Raw genomic sequence first — 17,850 nt, forward strand, 5'->3', positions numbered from 1 at the left:
ATAGGATACGCCAATCGACGGGAGCGTCGGGCGCTGGAGGCGCCCTGTGCGCTCTCGGCCGCACGATTGTGGAGGAGCGGGACGAATGAATATCCATGAGTATCAGGCGAAGGGAGTGCTCCGTGAATTCGGCGTTCCCGTGCCGAGTGGCGTAGCGATTCTCAATGCTGCGGAGGCCGAATCGGCCGCCGCGCAGATCGCTGGCCCGGTGTGGGTGGTTAAGAGCCAGATTCATGCCGGCGGACGCGGCAAGGGCAAGTTCAAGGAAGCGGAAGCGGGCGAGAAGGGCGGCGTTCGCGTCGTCAAGTCCGCCGCCGACGCGGCCGCGAACGCCAAGCTGATTCTCGGCAAGACGCTGGTCACCATCCAGACCGGCCCGGCCGGCAAGCAGGTCAACCGCGTCTATATCGAGGAAGGCTCGGAGATCGAGAAGGAGTTCTATCTCTCCGCTCTCGTCGATCGCGCGACCTCGCGCGTCGCTTTCGTGGTCTCCACGGAAGGCGGCATGGACATCGAGGAGGTCGCGCACTCGACCCCCGAGAAGATCCACACCTTCTCCATCGACCCGGCCACCGGCGTCATGCCCCATCACGGCCGCACCGTCGCCCAGGCGCTCGGCCTGACCGGTGACCTCGCCAAGCAGGCGGGCAGCCTTGTCGACAAGCTCTACAATGCCTTCGTCGCCAAGGACATGGCGATGCTCGAGATCAACCCGCTGGTGATCACCAAGGGTGGCGAGCTGAAGTGCCTGGACGCCAAGATCTCCTTCGATTCGAACTCGCTCTACCGCCACGCCGACATCATGGCGCTGCGCGACGAGACGGAGGAAGACGCCAAGGAAATCGAGGCCTCGAAGTACGATCTCGCCTATATCGCGCTCGACGGCACGATCGGCTGCATGGTCAACGGCGCCGGCCTTGCCATGGCGACGCTGGACATCATCAAGCTCTACGGCGAAGAGCCGGCGAACTTCCTGGATGTCGGCGGCGGCGCCACCGAGGAGAAGGTGACGGCGGCGTTCAAGATCATCACCTCCGATCCGCAGGTGAAGGGCATCCTCGTCAACATCTTCGGCGGCATCATGAAGTGCGACGTCATCGCGCGCGGCGTCATCGCCGCGGTGAAGGCGGTTGGCCTCAAGGTTCCGCTGGTTGTGCGCCTGGAAGGTACCAACGTCGAGGAAGGCAAGGCGATCATCCGCGAGAGCGGGCTGAACGTCATTCCTGCCGACGATCTCGACGACGCCGCGCAGAAGATCGTCAAGGCTGTGAAGGAGGCCGTGTGATGTCGGTTCTGATCACCAAAGACACCAAGATCATCACCCAGGGCTTCACCGGCAAGAACGGCACCTTTCACTCCGAGCAGGCCTTGGCCTACGGCTCGAAGGTGGTCGGCGGCACCTCGCCCGGCAAGGGCGGCATGACCCATCTGGGCCTGCCGGTGTTCGACACCGTCGCCGAGGCACGTGACAAGACCGGCGCCGACGCCTCGGTCATCTACGTGCCGCCTCCGGGCGCGGCCGATGCCATCTGCGAGGCGATCGCAGCGGAAATCCCGCTCATCGTCTGCATCACCGAAGGCATTCCGGTGCTCGACATGGTGAAGGTGAAGCGCGCGCTGGACGGCTCCAAGTCCCGTCTCGTGGGGCCGAACTGCCCGGGCATCGTCACCGCCGGCGAGTGCAAGATCGGCATCATGCCGGTCAACATCTTCAAGAAGGGCTCGGTCGGCGTGGTCTCGCGTTCCGGTACCCTGACCTATGAAGCGGTGTTCCAGACCTCGCAGGAGGGCCTCGGCCAGACCACGGCCGTGGGTATCGGCGGCGATCCGGTCAAGGGCACCGAGTTCATCGACGTGCTGGAGATGTTCCTGGCCGACGACGCGACTGAATCGATCGTCATGATCGGTGAGATCGGCGGCTCGGCCGAGGAAGAAGCGGCGCAGTTCCTCAAGGACGAAGCCAAGCGCGGCCGCAAGAAGCCGATGGTTGGCTTCATCGCCGGCCGCACCGCCCCTCCCGGTCGCCGCATGGGCCATGCCGGCGCCATCATCTCCGGTGGCAAGGGTGGCGCGGAAGACAAGATCGCGGCGATGGAAGAGGCCGGGATCACCGTCTCCCCGTCCCCGGCCCGTCTCGGCAAGACCCTGGTCGACGTGCTGAACAAGCGCGCCGCCGCCTGAGCCTTTCGCTCACCTGTGAAATGAAGAACCCCGCGCCAGCCGGCGCGGGGTTTTTTGTTGTCAGACCGGGTAGCACTCCGGCGGCAACGCTGCGCCGTCCTCGCGATCGAGCGTCTCGACGACCATGATGGTCATCCAGGCATGGCAGATGATGAGCAGCGGCAGGACGGGAAACACCGTCTGGAACATGCGAGGACCCCGAGTGTCGGCTGAAGTTGCCGCCACCCTAATCTGTGTATCTGGTATTTGGTATACCTGATAATGAGAGACCGCACTGCACAATGCGCATAGCGGACCCCTCCCGGGCAACCGCATGCCGCGCGTGAGTCGTTCCCGCATGTATTTGTCTGAACAGGTCGAGGTGCCGATCCCGCCCGGCATTCGGGGCGCCCGATATGGGCCGCTCGCCGTGCCGGATAGCACGACGCATCGCGCGCTGGTTCAGCGCGACGATACCCGTCAGCGTCCGGCAGCGAGCCGGGCCGACACTCCAGCGGAGGTCAAATCGGTCAGTTCGCCGGCTCTGTCTGCGGCGGCAGCGGCAGGCCCCAGGCGGAGAACGCCTGGCGGAAGGCCTGATCTCCCGGCACGCCCTTCTCCAGCACCAGAATGGCGCGCCGTCCGTTCTCAAAAACGGTCGGAATGTCGAGCCAGTTGCGGGTAATGAGCATCCCGAGATTGCGCTGGCGTTCCTGGGGAAGCGAGGACAGGCCGATCAGGAAGTAACCCGGCGCGACCTTCACCGAGATACCCGTCAGCGGCGCGCCGGATGCGCTTTCCACGGCCTTCGAGCGGATGCCGGGCACATTCGCCACCGGCCCGAGATCGAAGTCCGGCGGCAGATCGAACTGGACCTCGATGATGTGCGAGGCGGGGATGCTGGCATCCTGGTTGCGCCGCACCCGCAGGACCGCCTTGATGTTGCGGTCCGGAATGGTGATCGTGCCACGAATGCCGATATCGGACGCCATGCCCTGCCCTGGCGAGAACGTCTCCGTCTCCCAGACCACGTTGCCGACATATTGCTGCAGCCCCTGGTCGCCACCGCCCGGGCTTTCCTCGAACAGAACCGCGCGCTGCGCCACGCCCACGCCCTGCCCCTGTGACGCCGCCGGCTGCGACGTTCCCGTCGAGGCCGCACGGGTGCCGTCCGACGGTGCCTGGACAATGCGGTCGGTCGACTTGGTCAGCTCCGGCGCCGGCGCGCCCGTGGGGGCGGTGGCGGGGATCGAGGTGGCCTGGGTGCTGGAGGTCCGCCCCATCAGCGCAAGGATGGCTTCCCGCTGGGTATATCCCACCGCCGCACCGGCGATGAGCAGCAGCACCACGATCACGCCCGCAATCAGTCGTCCGCGCCCCGGCTTGGCATCGGGCTGCTCATCCAAGGAAGCGGGATGGCCGTCGCCGTCGCCCCCGGCCCGGAACGGGTCCGCGTGGCCGTCATCCTGTGCAGGCCGGAGCCCGACGAAGTCGTCAGCGGGCAGGCCGCGAGGGTCCCGGCGATCGGCGGCGAGACGGGGCGAGGGCGCACCGAGCGCCGCGGCATAGAGGTCATCCTCGTCGTCAACCGACGCGGTCGAAGGATGTGCCGAGGAAGGCTCGGGAGCTGCCACGGGCGCACCAAAGGAGGGCGCGGCCTGCCGCGCGGCAGGCTGCGGCTCCGGTGCGGAAGCAGGCTCAGACTCGGGCTCGGGTGCCGCGGTCTCGACCGGAGCGGGAGGCGACACTGGAGTGGGTGCGGGCGCCTCGCCGGGTGGTTCCGTCTCGGGTGCCGGCACCGGCGCGCCGTACTCGGCTTCAAGCCGACGGATCGCGTCTTCGAGCGCATGCTGCTCGCGCACGATGTCGCTGTCCGCGAGCGGCGGCTCAGCGCCGCGCAGCTGCGTTATCAGCGCCCGTCGGGCGCGCTCGAAAACCACACGGCGGGCATCCCCCGACTTGTTGGGGAGCCCACCAATGGCACGTGCGAGGAGCGGATAATAATCGGCCATCAGATTTGGCGCATCACTTGCCGTTCACGACTCGAAGGGATTCTGCACCAGGATCGTATCATCGCGCTCGGGGCTGGTGGAAAGCAACGCCACCGGGCATCCAATAAGTTCTTCGATACGACGCACATATTTCACTGCCTCGGCCGGAAGCTCGGCCCAGGAGCGGGCACCGGCGGTCGATTCGCTCCAGCCCTCAATCGTCTCATAGATCGGCTCGACCGCAGCCTGCGCATCCTGTCCGGCAGGAAAATAGTCGATCTCCTGGTCGCCGAGGCGGTAACGGGTGCACACTTTCAGCTCATCGAAGCCGTCGAGCACGTCAAGCTTGGTCAGGGCGATGCCGTTGATGCCGGAGGTACGCACGGTCTGGCGCACCAGTACCGCGTCGAACCAGCCACAGCGGCGGGCACGGCCGGTCACGGTTCCGAATTCGTGGCCCCGCTCGCCGATCTGGCGACCGATCTCGTCGTGCAGCTCCGAGGGGAAAGGCCCCTCACCGACGCGGGTCGTATAGGCTTTGGTGATTCCGAGCACATAGTCGAGCGCTCCCGGCCCCAGGCCGGAGCCGGTCGCCGCCTGCGCCGCCACGGTGTTGGACGAGGTCACGAAGGGATAGGTGCCGTGGTCCACATCGAGCAGTGCGCCCTGCGCGCCCTCGAACAGGATCTTGGAACCGTGCCGGCGCTCATCATCGAGCAGCGCCCAGGTGCGGTCCATGAACGGCAGCACCTTCGACGCGACCTCCATGAGAACGTCGCGCAGCCCGGCGGCGTCGACCTCGTCGATGCCCAGCCCCCGGCGCAGCGGATTGTGATGGGCCAGCAGCCGCTCGATCTTCTCGTCCAGCGTCGCGGGAAAGGCCAGGTCGACCAGGCGGATGGCACGACGCCCCACCTTGTCCTCATAGGCCGGGCCGATGCCGCGCTTGGTGGTGCCGATCTTGGTGCCGGACGCGGCCGCGTTCTCGCGAATCGCATCGAGCTCGCGGTGCAGCGGCAGAATCAGCGAGACGTTCTCGGCGACGCGCAGACGCTCGGGGGTGATTTCCACGCCCTGCGCGCTGATGCGCCCGATCTCGTCGACCAGCGCCCACGGATCCAGAACCACGCCATTGCCGATGACCGACAGGCGCGCGCCGCGCACCAGCCCGGAGGGCAGCAGCGACAGCTTATAGGTCGTATTGCCGACCACCAGCGTATGACCGGCGTTATGGCCACCCTGGAAGCGGACGACCACGTCCGCCTGCTCACTGAGCCAATCGACGATCTTGCCTTTTCCCTCGTCGCCCCACTGGGAACCGACGACGACCACATTCGCCACGAGCAAAGCTCCTGATTGCGCGCAAGGAGAGACGCGGGGCGCCGCTCACGCAGACAAAACCCCGGCGAAACGATCCGACCGGGGCTGCATCGTCTTAAGGGAAGCGCAGGAACGAGGCAAGAAATTGTGCCTGATGTCCGCACCCTGCGCGGCATGCCGTCGCGCCTCGGCGTCCGCAACAGGTCGATATTGCGTCTTCGCAACGCCTCGACGCTTGCAGGCGCCAGGCGTGATGGCGACTTTAGCAATGGGCAACCTGCCCAAGAGCCGACTCAAGAGAGTGATGATGACCGCCGCCACCTCCCCGCTGCCGCCCGTGTCTCCTGATACGACTGCCACGCCGGCGAACAGCGCCGGGATGCCGGCGCAGCTGCGCATGGGCGCGGTGCGCCTGCGGGTGGCGGATGCCGCCCGTTCCGTGGACTTCTACACGCGGGTTATCGGCCTCGCTGTGCTCGGCACCGGGCCCGATGGCGTGGTGCGTCTTGGAGCGGGTACGCAGACGCTGATCGAACTTGACGCCATCGCCCACAGCCGGCCGCGGCCGCGTGGCACCACCGGGCTGTTCCATGTGGCGATTCTGGTCCCGGACCGCCCTGCCCTCGCCGTGGTGCTGCGCCGCTTCATCGCGGCCGGCGTGCCGCTTGGCGCCTCGGACCATGTGGTGAGCGAAGCGCTCTATCTTGAAGACCCCGATGGCAACGGCATTGAAGTCTATCGCGACCGCTCGGCCCATGACTGGGTCTGGAATGGCACGATGGTGGAGATGGCGACCTACCGGCTCGACCTGCGCTCCGTTCTTGCCGACCTGCCGGCCGATGCACCGCTGGACACGCCGATGCCGGCGGGCATTGTGGTCGGCCACGTGCATCTCCAGGTCGGCGACATAAACCGGGCACGTCGCTTCTATGTGGAGCGTCTCGGCTTCGATGTGACGACCGACCGCTATCCCGGGGCGCTGTTCGTCAGCGCCGGCCGCTACCATCATCATCTCGGGCTCAATATCTGGCAGAGCCGGGGCGGCGGGGCGCCGCCGGCGGGCAGCGTGGGCCTTGCCCATTTCGAAATCGTGCTGCCGGACGAAGCCTCGGTGAAGGCCGTGCATGACCGGCTCGGCGCGGCGGGCGAGACGCTTGTGGCGCTCGACAATGGTTTCAGCGTCGCCGATCCCTGGGGCACCCAGCTCCATGTCATCAGCCGGACTGCCGGCTAGGGACACAGCGAGCCACCACGGCCCATCGGGCGGTCTGCCTGCGCCGCCGCACCAGGCCGCCGCGCATGAGGCGTGACGCAGCACACCGGGCCCGTCCGGGGATGCTGCGCTCCCATCAACAAAGTGCGCCGCAACATAAGCTTTATTCATCGAACAGGCGGGTACATCGCGGCTCGAAATATTCTAGACCATTGGTCCGCCAGAGGCCTCGCGTCGACGGCCCATCTCAGACTCTGCCCGGTCCCACCATGCTCCGTCGCCTGCTCGACGCTCCCTATCTCCTGCTGACCCTGGTGTCGCTGTTCTGGGCGGGGAACCTTGTGCTCGGCCGTCACGCCGCCGGGCATGTGCCGCCGGTGACGCTGGCATGGACGCGCTGGACGCTGGCTTCCCTGATCCTGCTGCCCTTTGCCTGGCCGGCGCTGCGAAAGGACTATCCGCTCATTCTTCGGCACTGGCGGCTGCTGGCGGTGCTTGGCCTCACGGGCATCGCGCTGTTCAATACCATTGCCTATTACGCGCTCCAGTTCACGCCCGCGATCAACGCACTGCTGATCCAGTCCACCGGTCCGCTCATGATCGCCTTCTGGTCGCTGGCGCTGAACGGCGAACGCCTCTCGGGCGGCCAGGCCGTGGGCATCGGCCTGTCGCTGATGGGGGTACTCACCATCATCTGCCGTGGCGACCCGGGCGTGCTGATGCGCATCGAGTTCAACCAGGGCGACCTGTGGGTCATCGTCGCCATGGTGATCTACGGCATCTACTCCTCGCTGCTGGCGCGCCGACCCGCCATGTCGCAGCTCGGCTTTCTCACCTCGACCATGCTGCTCGGTCTGCTGTTCCTCACGCCGCTCTTCGCGATGGAACGCGCCACGGGGGCGCAGGTGATCTTCGACACCACCACGATCCTGACCATCGCCTATGTGGCGCTGTTTCCCTCGGTGCTGGCCTATCTGTTCTTCATCCGCGGGGTGCAGCTCATCGGCCCGAACCGGGCGGCCCCGTTCTTCCATCTGATGCCGATGTTCGGCTCCATCCTCGCGATCCTGTTCCTGGGCGAGGTGCCCCATCTTTATCATGCGGTCGGATACGCACTGGTGCTGGGCGGCATTGCCATCGCCACCATCTGGGCGCCAGGCCGGGCGAAGGCCTGAGCCAGGACCGGATTTGACGACGCCTTACCCCAGTTCGAAGCTGGTTACGCCGTAGAGACGACCAAGGTCCACGGCGCGGATCGGCCCGGTATACATGCGCGCGGTCTCGAACACCGGCGTGAGCCCGTGGCGGCGTGCCAGTGCCACGGCGGCGGCATTGGGTTCGGGAACGTCGAGCACCACGGTGTCGATGCTGGACGAGGCCTCACGCTGCGCCCCCGCGCAAAGCGCGCCGAACAGCCGCTCCGCTGCCCTCTCGTCCTGCGCCACCAGAGGCCCGATCTTCCAGCCCGACCGCGCCGGCCTCACCACACCCCAGCCCACCAGCCGCCCCTCGCTCACGAGCGCGCGCCCCACATGGCCGGGCGCCGAGATCCAGGCCTTGAGGAAGGCCGCGCGCGGGGCGGGAAAGATCGCCGCATCGCTCGCCGCGATCTGCTCGAAAGGAACCGCCGCGAGATCGACCGTCCCCTCCCCCGTATCAGCGCCCGCCATGGGCGGGAGCGGGCCGGAGTAGCGGATGTTGCGATAGGCGAAGGTGAAGCCGACGCGGGCATAGTTGGTCTGCTGGGCCAGCACGCCATCCAGCCCGACCGTGCGTGTGCCCGCATGCGCCATGCCCGCCTGCCACAACGCCCAGCCGATCCCCTGCCCGCGCAAATCCGGCCGCACGATGTAAAAGCCGAGAAAGGCGAACCGGTCATCGTAATTCACCACCGAGAGCGTCGCCGCCGGCACGCCATCGACCTCGGCGACCCAGAAGCCCTGCGGATCGACGGTGCCGAAGCAACCGGCATCGGCGAGGCCGGGGTTCCACCCTTCCGCTGCCGCCCAGTCGACCGCGAGCGAAATCTCATCCGGCTGGAGAGGTCGAATTTTCGCCGTCCTGCTCATGCTACACACCGCGGATTGGTGGTGGAGAAGATGCGATGCTCAACGAACTTATGACGGGCGCGTCGGTGAACGTTGCGGTCATGCTGGTGCATCTGGGGGCGACCGCCATGCTGATGGCGTTGACGCGTCCATTCGCGAAAACACTGTGGAAGCATCCGCATATGCGCCTCACCTTTGCCCTGCTGACGGCGAACATCATCCTGCTCAGCGCGCATCTCGTCGAGGTTGGCATATGGGCGGGGGTCTATACTTGGCTCGGCCTGGTGCCGAACCCCTCCGACGCCTATTACACCGCCTTCGTCAACTACACGACGCTTGGCTATGGCGACGCGCTCCAGGTCACGCGCACCCGGCTGCTCGGCCCCATGGCGGCGGGAAGCGGCATCATGATGTTCGGCTGGACGACGGCGCTGCTCATCTATGTGCTGCAGAGCCACCTGCCTCAGCTTCTGGGCGCGCGCAGCGAGGCGTAACGGCGCGGCGCGGCGGCGCAGGCCGGCCCGCACCGCCACTCAGTCCTGCGTACAGGTGGCGATCGGGGGCGCGTCCTCGCCTTTGGTAAGATCGTAGAGACTGCCGCCATTGCCCTTGGTCCACCAGATGAACCGATCACCGGCGTAGCGCGCGCCCGAGCCCGCGAGCACGTTCGCCATTACCACGAACTCGCGGTTGAAGCGGATCGTCGCCAGTGAGGTCGGCGGGGCGTTGATGTAGTTCGCCTCCAGCGTCTTGATGCGATCGCAGGTGTAGGTGACCTTGGTGGTGGAGACCGAGCTGCCCTTGGGCACCGGGATGACGATGCTGTCGGCGGCCTGCGCCGCGACCGCCGTGAAGACACCGAAAGCGGCGAGGCTCGCCAGTCGGAACATGCGCATGGTCAACCTCATGATGGCCAGCCTCAGGCCGGCTTGTGATGTTCGTGCCAGTGCCGGGCGATGTCGATGCGGCGTGGCACCCACACCCGGTCGTGGCGGGCGATGTGATCGAGGAAGCGCTGCAGCCCGATAATGCGCCCCGGCCGGCCGACCAGCCGGCAGTGCAGCCCGATGCTCAGCATCTTGGGCGCATGTTCTCCCTCGGCATAGAGCGCATCGAAGCTATCGCGCAGATAGGTGAAGAACGACTCGCTGGAGTTGAAGCCCGCCGCCACCGCAAAACGCATGTCGTTGGTGTCCAGCGTGTAGGGAATGCTCAGATGCGGACCGCGCGGCCCCTCGACCCAGAAGGGCAGGTCGTCCGAATAGATATCCGAGTCATAAAGGAACCCACCTTCTTCCATGACGATCCGGCGTGAGTGGACCGAGGTGCGCCCGGTGTACCATCCCAGCGGCCGCTCACCGGTGACATGGGTGTGCAGGGCGGTGGCCGCCTCGAAATCCGCCTTCTCGGCCTCGTAGCTGTGGTCGCGATAGTCGATCCATTTCAGCCCATGGCTGGCGATCTCCCACTCCGCTTCCTTCATCGCCGCCACGGCTTCCGGGTTGCGCGCCAGCGCCGTGGCGACGCCGTAGACCGTGACCGGCAGGCCGCGGGACGAAAACAGCCGCCACAGGCGCCAGAAGCCGGCGCGCGAGCCGTATTCGTAGATCGATTCCATGTTCATGTGGCGCTGGCCCGGCCAGGGCTGTGCGCCGACGATTTCCGACAGAAAGGCTTCGGAGGCCGCATCCCCGTGGAGAATGCAGTTTTCCCCGCCCTCCTCGTAATTGACGACGAACTGCACCGCGACGCGCGCGCCGCCCGGCCATTTTGGATCGGGCGGGGTCCGGCCATAGCCGATCAGGTCGCGGGGATAAGGTGCATCGATGTTGAACATGTGCGAGAGATTCCAGGCGGCACGCAAACAGGCTGATTTCGTCGAACAGTCAGGCTAATGCGTTATATGCGGCGGCGAAACAGCGTGTTGTGCGCGCTGCACGAATCTTCGTTCCGTGCGGCGGCACCCGCCGCACGGTTCTTGCATTGGCCATAGATGGTTCGACGAAGTCTGCCCGCCTGCCGGCCTTCCTGATATCCGCAAAGCTCCAAAGGTGTCCGATGTCGCTCCCTGATCCCAGCTACCTTCTCGCCCGCGCCCCGGTCGTTCCCGTGGTCACGGTGCCGAGCGTCGCCGCCGGCGTGAAGCTCGCCCGGGCGCTCGTCGAAGGCGGGCTCCCGCTGATCGAAGTGACGCTGCGCACGCCGGTGGCGCTGGAAGCCATCGCGGCCATCGCTGCCGAGGTGCCGGACGCCATCGTGGGCGCCGGCACGGTGACCCGCCCGGAACTGATCCAGAAATCGATCGACGCCGGCGCGCGCTTCCTTGTCAGCCCGGGCTGCCCGCCTGCGCTCGCCGAGGCGCTCGCCGAAGCGCCTGTGCCGGTCATGCCGGGCGTGGCCACCGCGACCGAGGCCATGGCCCTGCACGCGATGGGCTTTCCGGTGCTGAAGCTGTTCCCGGCGGAAGCCGTGGGAGGCGTCAACCTGATCAAGTCGCTAGCCGGGCCACTGCCGGACCTGCGCTTCTGCCCGACAGGGGGTATCGGCCCCTCCAATGTCGGCAGCTATCTCGCCCAGCCCAACATTCTGGCCGTCGGCGGCTCCTGGGTGGCGCCCAACGAGGCCGTCATCATGGGCGATTGGGAACAGATCGTGGCCTTGGCGAAAGCGGCCTCGAAGCTGCATCGCGCCGCCTTCCCGATGTGACGACACGCTGGGCGGCGCGGTCCCCGAATTTACAAGAGCGCCGCCACGAACCACAAAGAAAAGCCCGGTTACGCAGGCGCAACCGGGCAGTGGACCGTCAGGAAGAGAATGAGACCCCGGCGCGCGGGGCCTCGCTGTTTGGAAAACGCGCCGGATCGCGGCTCAGAAGGCGAGCGGCTTGGCCTGCTTCACATGCGGCAGGGCCTGCACCTTCGCGAGAAGTTCCTCGGGCGCCGCGCCGTCGATCTCCACGAGCGCGATGGCGTCGCCGCCCTGCCGGTCGCGGCCGAGGGCGAACGTCGCGATGTTGATGCCCGCCTCGCCCAGCAGTCCGGCGAAACGGCCGACGAAACCCGGGCGGTCCTCATTGGTGACGTAGATCATCGAGGGCGCGAACTCGGCGTCGACCTTGATCCCCTTGATGTCGACGATGCGCGGGCGCCCGTCGGCGAACACCGTGCCCGAAAGCGAGCGCTCCATCTGCTCGGTCACCACCGTCAGCGTCACCAGACTCTCATAATCGCCGGCAACGTCACGGGTCGTCTCTTCAATGACGATGCCGCGTTCCTTGGCGATGCTCGGTGCCGAGACCACGTTGACATCCTGCAGCGCCGGGCGCAGCAGGCCCGCCACCGCGGCCGAGGTAAGCGCCTTGATCTTGAGGCCCGCCACCGCGCCGTCATAGGTGATGCGCACGGTCTTGATGTCGGTGTCGGTCAGCTGCCCGGCAAACGAGCCCAGCTTTTCGGCCAGCTCGATGAAGGGCTTCAGCTTCGGCGCTTCCTCCGCGGTGATCGAGGGGAAGTTCACCGCATTGGAGATGGCGCCGCGCAGCAGGTAATCGCTCATCTGCTCGGCAACCTGCAGCGCCACGTTCTCCTGGGCTTCCGTGGTGGAGGCGCCCAGATGCGGGGTGCAGATCACGTTGGGATGGCCGAAGAGCGGGTTTTCATTGGCCGGCTCGGTCACGAACACGTCGAAGGCCGCGCCCCCGACCTGGCCGGAATCGAGTGCCGCCGCCAGCGCGACCTCGTCCACCAGCCCGCCGCGCGCGCAGTTGATGATACGCACGCCCTTCTTGGTCTTGGCGAGGGCCTCGGCCGAGAGCACGTTGCGGGTCTTGTCGGTCAGCGGCGTGTGGAGCGTGATGACATCGGCGCGGGCGAGCAGGTCGTCGAGCTCGACCTTCTCGACGCCGAGATCCAGCGCGCGCTCGGGCGAGAGGAACGGATCGAAGGCGATCACCTTCATCTTCAGACCCAGCGCGCGATCGGCGACGATGGAGCCGATGTTGCCGCAGCCGATGATGCCGAGCGTCTTGGCGGTCAACTCGACGCCCATGAAGCGGTTCTTCTCCCACTTGCCGGCCTGGGTGGAGGCATCGGCGGCGGGGATCTCGCGGGCCAGCGCGAACATCATCGCGATGGCGTGCTCGGCGGTGGTGATGGAGTTGCCGAACGGCGTGTTCATCACGATCACGCCCTTGGCGGTGGCGGCCGGGATATCGACATTGTCGACGCCGATGCCGGCGCGGCCGACCACCTTCAGGCGCTTGGCCTGCGCGAGGATCTTGGGCGTCACCTTGGTCGCGGAGCGAATGGCGAGGCCGTCATAGTCGCCGATGATCTCGGCGAGCTTGTCCTTGTCCTTGCCGAGAGCCGGCTGGAAATCCACCTCGATGCCGCGATCCTTGAAGATCTGCACAGCGGCGGGGGAAAGGGCATCGGAAATGAGAACGCGGGGAGCCATGATTTTCGTCCAGTCAGACGGTTGATGTCGACCCGCCGCCGGCGGGTGAGCAAAGCGTCCCGCCGCTGGCGGGAGAGGACGACGAAGCGTTCGTCGAGCAGATGCGCGGGTGTCGGCGGCGCGACGCGGCCGGGAGGAGAAAGCCCTACGCCACCGATCCGGAGCATTGCCCATTCGCCGTCCCCTCGCGTCAGCGGCGGGGCGTGCGAAGGGGGTTCTAGGCGGCCTGCTTCAGGCCGGCCTTGGCGTCGGCATAGGCCCAGTCGAGCCAGGGCAGCAGGGCCGCCAGATCAGAGGCCTCGACCGTCGAGCCGGCCCAGATCCGAAGTCCGGCCGGAGCGTCGCGATAGGCGCCGATGTCGTAGGCCACCTTCGCCTTCTCCAGCGCCCCGGCAATCGCCTTGGCGAAAGCCGCCTGCGCGTCGGCCGGCAGTGCCTTGACCTCGGGGTCGGCCACAACGAGGCAGACCGAAGTATTGGAGCGGGTGGCGGGATCCGCAGCGAGGAAGTCCACCCACGGCGTGGCGGCAACCCAGTCGGCCAGCACCTTGAAGTTGGCATCGGCGCGGCCGGTGAGGCCATTGAGGCCGCCGAGTGACTTCGCCCAGCTCAGCGCATCGATATAGTCCTCGACGCAGAGCATGGACGGAGTGTTGATGGTCTCACCCTCGAAGATGCCCTCGATCAGCTTGCCGCCCTTGGTCATGCGGAAGATCTTCGGCAGCGGCCAGGCCGGCACATAGGTTTCCAGCCGCTCCACCGCGCGCGGCGAGAGAATGAGCATGCCGTGCGCCGCCTCGCCGCCGAGCACCTTCTGCCAGGAGAAGGTCACGACATCGAGCTTGGCCCAGTCAAGCTTCTGCGCGAACGCCGCCGAGGTGGCGTCGCAGATCGTCAGGCCCTTGCGGTCGGCGGCGATCCAGTCGCCATTCGGCACGCGCACGCCGGAAGTGGTGCCGTTCCAGGTGAAGACCACGTCATGGTCGAAATTCACCTGAGTCAGGTCCGGCAGCTCGCCGTAGCCGGCCTTCAGGATGCGGGCATCCTTGAGCTTGAGCTGCTTGACGACATCCGTCACCCAGCCTTCGCCGAAGCTCTCCCACGCCATCATGTCGACCGGGCGGGCGCCGAGCATCGACCACAGGGCCATCTCCACCGCACCGGTGTCGGAGGCGGGGACAATGCCGATGCGGTAATCCGCCGGGATGTCGAGGATTTCGCGGGTGAGGTCGATGGCGAGCTTCAGCTTCGCCTTGCCGACCTTTGCACGGTGCGAACGGCCGAGCGGCGCATCGCTCAAAGCCTCAAGCGCCCAACCGGGACGCTTGGCACAGGGACCAGAAGAAAAATTGGGATTCGCCGGCTTCGCCGCCGGCAGAGCGTTCTTCGTCATGATAGCCATCCTTCCAGATGGGTGCCCCTCGGTGGGGAGGGGTGGCCCGAGCGGGGGTGTAGTCCCGGCCGCGAAAAAGCGCAAGCGCGATTTTCACGGTCGCGGATTCGACCAATGGCGCAGGGGGAGCGCCGCCGGACCGCTATTTCTCGCGGAAGGTGCGGAAGATCTGGTCGGTGAGCGGCTTGGTGAGATAACTCAGCACCGTGCGGTCCTCGGTGCGGATGAAGGCCTCCACCAGCATGCCCGGCACCAGCTTCACCTCGCCGAGTTGCTCCACCTCGCCCGGCTGAAGGGTGATTCGTACCGTGTAATAGGGCTCGCCGGTCTTGGTGTCCTCGGAGGTATCGGGCGAGATGCGCGAGATGTTTCCGTTGAGTTGGGGCGTGTTGCCCGCATTGAGGGCGGAGAGCCGCAGCACCGCGTCCTGTCCGAGGGAGAGCTGGTCGACATATTGCGGGGCCACGCGCACCTCCGCCTCCAGCCGGTCGGCCACCGGCACGATGAGCATCACCGGCTCGCCGGTCCCGATCACCCCGCCGATCGTGTGCACCGCGAGCTGGTGCACATAGCCGTCCTGGGGCGCCCGAAGATCGATGCGCTGGAGCTGGTCCACCGCCGCGACCCGGCGCTCGCGCAGTTCCGAGACCCGGCCGCGTATGTCGGCGAGGTCGCGCCCCACCTCGTTGCGCATGTCCTGGTCGATCTGGAGGATCTGCAGCTCGGTTTCGGTGATCCGCCCCTTGGCCTGCGCCAGTGCCGCGATCAATTCGCCGCGCTCGCCGTCGAGCCGGGTCGCGTCGCGCTCGAGCGCGGTCACGCGCTGGATCGACACCAGCTTCTCCCGCCACAGCGAACGTACGCTTTCGAGTTCCTGATTGACGAAGCCAATCTCCCGGGCCTTGGCATCGATCTGGAATTCGAGCCCCTGCACCTCCTCGTGAAGCTGGCCGATACGCTCGCGCAATTGCGCCCTCTGGCCCTCGCGGGTGGCACGGCGGGTGTCGAACAGGCGCTGCTCCCCGCGTATCAGCCGGGCCACGATCTCGTCGTCGGCGCGCTCGGTGAGTTCGGCCGGAAAGACGATCCGCGCCGCATCGTCCCGCTCGGCCTCGTTGCGCGCCTGGCGGGCGAGCAGTTCGTCGAGATTACCGCGGATGATGGCCAGGTTGGCGCGTGGCACGGTTTCGTCGAGCCGGACCACCACGTCGCCCGCCTTCACGAAATCGCCGTCCTTCACCCGGAGTTCGCCGATGATGCCACCCGTGGGATGCTGGACTTTCTTCACGCTGGAATAGACCACGAGCTGACCGGGCGCGATGACGGCGCCGGCGAAGCGGGTGGTCGAGGCCCAGCCGCCGACGCCCAGCATCAGCAACGCAATCAGCGCCAGTGCCCAGACAAGATGACGGCGGATGGAGCGCTGGGCCTCGCGGTCGAGGCGCCCGGAAGGGTCGCGCGCGCTCATGCCGGGCGCTCCCCGACGGCGGCAAGCGTCACGGCGGGCGGCCCGGGCGGGCGGGCCAGCGCGGCGCCGAGTACCTCGTCCTTGGGCCCGAAGGAGCGCAGCCGTCCCTCCTGCATCACCAGCACGACATCGACCCCGGCCAGCGTCGCCGCGCGGTGCGCCACGACAATGGCGATGCCGCCGCGCGCCCGCACGCCAAGGATCGCCCTGTTCAACGCCTGCTCACCCTCCCCGTCGAGATTCGAGCTTGGCTCGTCCAGCACCACCAGGAAGGGGTCGCCATAGAGTGCCCTGGCCAGCGCCACGCGCTGGCGCTGGCCGGCGGAAAGCGAGGCGCCGCCCTCGCCGATCTGGGTCTCGTAGCCCTCGGGAAAACGCAGGATCAGGTCATGGACCCCCGCCGCCTGCGCCGCCGCGATGATGTCCGCCGGGGCCGGCTTCTCGTGGAAGCGGGCGATGTTCTGGGCCACCGTGCCCTGGAACAGCTCGACGTCCTGCGGCAAGTAGCCGACATGGCCGCCGCGATCCTCATGCGGCCACTGTTCCAGCGCCGCGCCATCGAGCCGGACCAGCCCGCGCGCGGGTGCCCAGGCGCCGACGATGGCGCGCACCAGCGAGGTCTTGCCCGACCCGCTTGCCCCGACGATGCCGAGCCCCTGCCCGGCCTTGAGCGCGAAGCTCACCTCCTGCACCACCACCCGCCGTTCGCCCGGCGGCATCAGCGAAAGCGCCTCCACCACCAGCGACTGATGCGGCTTTGGCAGCGCCATGCCGGCCGAAGGCTCAGGCAGCCGCGCCAGCAATTCTCGCAGGCGCCGCCAGCCCTGCCGGGCCTGCACGAAGCCCTTCCAGTGCGCGATCGCCAGTTCCACCGGGGCCAGCGCGCGCGCGGTGAGGATGGAGCTGGCGATGATGATGCCGGCCGTCGCCTGCTGGTTGATGACGAGATAGGCGCCAACCGCCAGCACCGCCGATTGCAGGGCGACGCGAAACACCTTTGAGGCGGCGCCGAAACCGCCGATCACGTCATTGGCGCGCTGCTGGCTGCGCACATAGCGCCGGTTCGCCTCGCCCCACATCGCCTGGAGCCGCCCGCCCATGGCCATCGCCTGCAGCACCTCAGCGTTGCGCCGGCCGGCCTCGGTCAGCGCATTGCGTCCGGCAAGGCCGGCAACGGTGTCCATCACCAGCGCGCCGGTGAGCCGGTCGGTGATGAAGGCCACCGCCGCCAGCGCGAGGCCGCCGATGAGCGCGGTCGCGCCGATCAGAGGATGGAACAGGAAGCACAGGGCCAGATAGAACGGGATCCACGGCAGATCGAACAGCGCCGTCGGGCCGAGCCCGGACAGGAAGCCCCGCACGTGGTCGAGATCGCGGGCCGGCTGCAGCCCGTCGCCCGCGGCGCGGGCGCGCAGCGGGAGGCGGACGATGGCGCCATAGATGCGCCCGCTGAGCTGCTCGTCGAGCGCGACCCCGATGCGCCCCAGCACCCGCCCGCGAATGACGTCCAGCACGCCCTGGAAGGCGTAGAGCATGAGCGCCAGCACGCACAGCCCGACCAGCGTCGCCACGCTGCGGCTTGGAATCACCCGGTCGTACACTTCGAGCATGAAGAGCGAGCCGGTGAGATAGAGAATGTTGATGACGAAGGTGATCAGCCCGACACCCAGAAACGCGGTGCGGCAGGCCTTGAGAGCGGCGGCAAGTTCGGATTTCATGCGGCAAGAGGGGCCGCGCCCCGGACTGAACGCATCGCACGCTTCCTGTTCGCACCCGCAGGCCCGGATCTTCGGTCAGCCCGA

The 17,850-nt window shown here is 67.1% G+C and carries 16 protein-coding genes; 6 read left to right on the plus strand and 10 right to left on the minus strand.

Annotated elements, in window-relative coordinates:
- Nucleotides 1-85: 85 nt before the first annotated feature.
- The gene (gene sucC, locus G3A50_RS06090) at nucleotides 86-1,285 is read left to right on the plus strand and encodes an ADP-forming succinate--CoA ligase subunit beta (RefSeq protein WP_163074425.1); all 1,200 of its coding nucleotides are present in this window, start codon (nucleotides 86-88) and stop codon (nucleotides 1,283-1,285) included.
- Nucleotides 1,285-2,181 carry a succinate--CoA ligase subunit alpha gene (gene sucD, locus G3A50_RS06095; protein WP_163074426.1) on the plus strand — a complete coding sequence of 299 codons (897 nt, stop codon included), beginning with the start codon at nucleotides 1,285-1,287 and terminating at the stop codon, nucleotides 2,179-2,181. The genes sucC and sucD overlap by 1 nt, the downstream gene beginning before the upstream one ends.
- Nucleotides 2,182-2,241: 60 nt before the next feature.
- Here sucD and G3A50_RS22800 read toward each other — a convergent pair whose 3' ends face one another.
- The 3 genes from G3A50_RS22800 to G3A50_RS06105 all read right to left on the minus strand — a co-directional run bounded on the left by G3A50_RS22800 (nucleotide 2,242) and on the right by G3A50_RS06105 (nucleotide 5,492).
- Entirely contained in the window at nucleotides 2,242-2,370 is a 129-nt protein-coding gene (locus G3A50_RS22800) for a hypothetical protein (RefSeq protein WP_281355842.1), read from the minus strand.
- A gap of 320 nt (nucleotides 2,371-2,690) precedes the next feature.
- A complete protein-coding gene (locus G3A50_RS06100) occupies nucleotides 2,691-4,172 on the minus strand; it encodes a hypothetical protein (protein ID WP_163074427.1) in 1,482 nt (493 codons plus the stop codon).
- Between the two features lie 24 nt (nucleotides 4,173-4,196).
- The gene (locus tag G3A50_RS06105; RefSeq protein ID WP_163074428.1) at nucleotides 4,197-5,492 is read right to left on the minus strand and encodes an adenylosuccinate synthase; all 1,296 of its coding nucleotides are present in this window, start codon (nucleotides 5,490-5,492) and stop codon (nucleotides 4,197-4,199) included.
- Between the two features lie 232 nt (nucleotides 5,493-5,724).
- Between G3A50_RS06105 and G3A50_RS06110 the strand changes: the two genes are divergently transcribed.
- Together G3A50_RS06110 and G3A50_RS06115 are read left to right on the plus strand one after the other, a co-directional pair.
- Nucleotides 5,725-6,705 carry a VOC family protein gene (locus G3A50_RS06110; protein WP_246252169.1) on the plus strand — a complete coding sequence of 327 codons (981 nt, stop codon included), beginning with the start codon at nucleotides 5,725-5,727 and terminating at the stop codon, nucleotides 6,703-6,705.
- A 248-nt stretch (nucleotides 6,706-6,953) separates the two neighbouring features.
- Nucleotides 6,954-7,859, plus strand: coding sequence for a DMT family transporter (locus G3A50_RS06115; protein WP_163074429.1), 906 nt, complete (start codon nucleotides 6,954-6,956; stop codon nucleotides 7,857-7,859).
- A gap of 24 nt (nucleotides 7,860-7,883) precedes the next feature.
- On the opposite strand, the gene G3A50_RS06120 is transcribed toward G3A50_RS06115, so the two are convergent.
- On the minus strand, nucleotides 7,884-8,753 hold the full coding sequence (locus tag G3A50_RS06120; RefSeq protein WP_163074430.1) for a GNAT family N-acetyltransferase: 870 nt from the start codon (nucleotides 8,751-8,753) through the stop codon (nucleotides 7,884-7,886).
- A gap of 35 nt (nucleotides 8,754-8,788) precedes the next feature.
- Between G3A50_RS06120 and G3A50_RS06125 the strand changes: the two genes are divergently transcribed.
- On the plus strand, nucleotides 8,789-9,226 hold the full coding sequence (locus G3A50_RS06125) for an ion channel (protein ID WP_163074431.1): 438 nt from the start codon (nucleotides 8,789-8,791) through the stop codon (nucleotides 9,224-9,226).
- A gap of 39 nt (nucleotides 9,227-9,265) precedes the next feature.
- On the opposite strand, the gene G3A50_RS06130 is transcribed toward G3A50_RS06125, so the two are convergent.
- Entirely contained in the window at nucleotides 9,266-9,628 is a 363-nt protein-coding gene (locus G3A50_RS06130; RefSeq protein ID WP_246252172.1) for an MliC family protein, read from the minus strand.
- Between the two features lie 23 nt (nucleotides 9,629-9,651).
- Nucleotides 9,652-10,569 (minus strand): allantoinase PuuE, encoded by a 918-nt coding sequence (puuE, locus tag G3A50_RS06135; protein ID WP_163074432.1) that lies wholly within the window; start codon nucleotides 10,567-10,569, stop codon nucleotides 9,652-9,654.
- 221 nt (nucleotides 10,570-10,790) lie between these two features.
- Between puuE and eda the strand changes: the two genes are divergently transcribed.
- Complete coding sequence (eda, locus tag G3A50_RS06140; RefSeq protein WP_163074433.1) at nucleotides 10,791-11,438, plus strand: bifunctional 4-hydroxy-2-oxoglutarate aldolase/2-dehydro-3-deoxy-phosphogluconate aldolase; 648 nt, start codon at nucleotides 10,791-10,793, stop codon at nucleotides 11,436-11,438.
- Between the two features lie 162 nt (nucleotides 11,439-11,600).
- Here the strand turns inward: eda and serA are convergent, their stop codons facing one another.
- The 4 genes from serA to G3A50_RS06160 all read right to left on the minus strand — a co-directional run bounded on the left by serA (nucleotide 11,601) and on the right by G3A50_RS06160 (nucleotide 17,766).
- Nucleotides 11,601-13,187 (minus strand): phosphoglycerate dehydrogenase, encoded by a 1,587-nt coding sequence (serA, locus tag G3A50_RS06145; RefSeq protein WP_163074434.1) that lies wholly within the window; start codon nucleotides 13,185-13,187, stop codon nucleotides 11,601-11,603.
- A gap of 217 nt (nucleotides 13,188-13,404) precedes the next feature.
- Nucleotides 13,405-14,580 (minus strand): phosphoserine transaminase, encoded by a 1,176-nt coding sequence (locus G3A50_RS06150; RefSeq protein WP_163074435.1) that lies wholly within the window; start codon nucleotides 14,578-14,580, stop codon nucleotides 13,405-13,407.
- A gap of 142 nt (nucleotides 14,581-14,722) precedes the next feature.
- A complete protein-coding gene (locus G3A50_RS06155; protein WP_163074436.1) occupies nucleotides 14,723-16,048 on the minus strand; it encodes an HlyD family type I secretion periplasmic adaptor subunit in 1,326 nt (441 codons plus the stop codon).
- The gene (locus tag G3A50_RS06160) at nucleotides 16,045-17,766 is read right to left on the minus strand and encodes a type I secretion system permease/ATPase (RefSeq protein WP_163074437.1); all 1,722 of its coding nucleotides are present in this window, start codon (nucleotides 17,764-17,766) and stop codon (nucleotides 16,045-16,047) included. Before G3A50_RS06160 ends, G3A50_RS06155 begins: the two co-directional genes overlap by 4 nt.
- Between the last annotated feature and the right edge of the window lie 84 nt (nucleotides 17,767-17,850).

The organism is Ancylobacter pratisalsi, from assembly GCF_010669125.1.
GTDB lineage: Bacteria > Pseudomonadota > Alphaproteobacteria > Rhizobiales > Xanthobacteraceae > Ancylobacter > Ancylobacter pratisalsi.

What these genes read in the sequence shown, in the direction of transcription:
- G3A50_RS06125 (WP_163074431.1), top strand. Translation starts at nt 8,789, where the DNA reads ATGCTCAACGAACTTATGACGGGCGCGTCGGTGAACGTTGCGGTCATG.
- eda (WP_163074433.1), top strand. Translation starts at nt 10,791, where the DNA reads ATGTCGCTCCCTGATCCCAGCTACCTTCTCGCCCGCGCCCCGGTCGTT.
- G3A50_RS06115 (WP_163074429.1), top strand. Translation starts at nt 6,954, where the DNA reads ATGCTCCGTCGCCTGCTCGACGCTCCCTATCTCCTGCTGACCCTGGTG.
- G3A50_RS22800 (WP_281355842.1), bottom strand. Translation starts at nt 2,370, where the DNA reads ATGTTCCAGACGGTGTTTCCCGTCCTGCCGCTGCTCATCATCTGCCAT.
- G3A50_RS06100 (WP_163074427.1), bottom strand. Translation starts at nt 4,172, where the DNA reads ATGGCCGATTATTATCCGCTCCTCGCACGTGCCATTGGTGGGCTCCCC.
- puuE (WP_163074432.1), bottom strand. Translation starts at nt 10,569, where the DNA reads ATGTTCAACATCGATGCACCTTATCCCCGCGACCTGATCGGCTATGGC.
- G3A50_RS06130 (WP_246252172.1), bottom strand. Translation starts at nt 9,628, where the DNA reads ATGCGCATGTTCCGACTGGCGAGCCTCGCCGCTTTCGGTGTCTTCACG.
- sucC (WP_163074425.1), top strand. Translation starts at nt 86, where the DNA reads ATGAATATCCATGAGTATCAGGCGAAGGGAGTGCTCCGTGAATTCGGC.
- G3A50_RS06120 (WP_163074430.1), bottom strand. Translation starts at nt 8,753, where the DNA reads ATGAGCAGGACGGCGAAAATTCGACCTCTCCAGCCGGATGAGATTTCG.
- G3A50_RS06155 (WP_163074436.1), bottom strand. Translation starts at nt 16,048, where the DNA reads ATGAGCGCGCGCGACCCTTCCGGGCGCCTCGACCGCGAGGCCCAGCGC.
- G3A50_RS06150 (WP_163074435.1), bottom strand. Translation starts at nt 14,580, where the DNA reads ATGACGAAGAACGCTCTGCCGGCGGCGAAGCCGGCGAATCCCAATTTT.
- G3A50_RS06160 (WP_163074437.1), bottom strand. Translation starts at nt 17,766, where the DNA reads ATGAAATCCGAACTTGCCGCCGCTCTCAAGGCCTGCCGCACCGCGTTT.
- G3A50_RS06110 (WP_246252169.1), top strand. Translation starts at nt 5,725, where the DNA reads ATGGCGACTTTAGCAATGGGCAACCTGCCCAAGAGCCGACTCAAGAGA.
- serA (WP_163074434.1), bottom strand. Translation starts at nt 13,187, where the DNA reads ATGGCTCCCCGCGTTCTCATTTCCGATGCCCTTTCCCCCGCCGCTGTG.
- sucD (WP_163074426.1), top strand. Translation starts at nt 1,285, where the DNA reads ATGTCGGTTCTGATCACCAAAGACACCAAGATCATCACCCAGGGCTTC.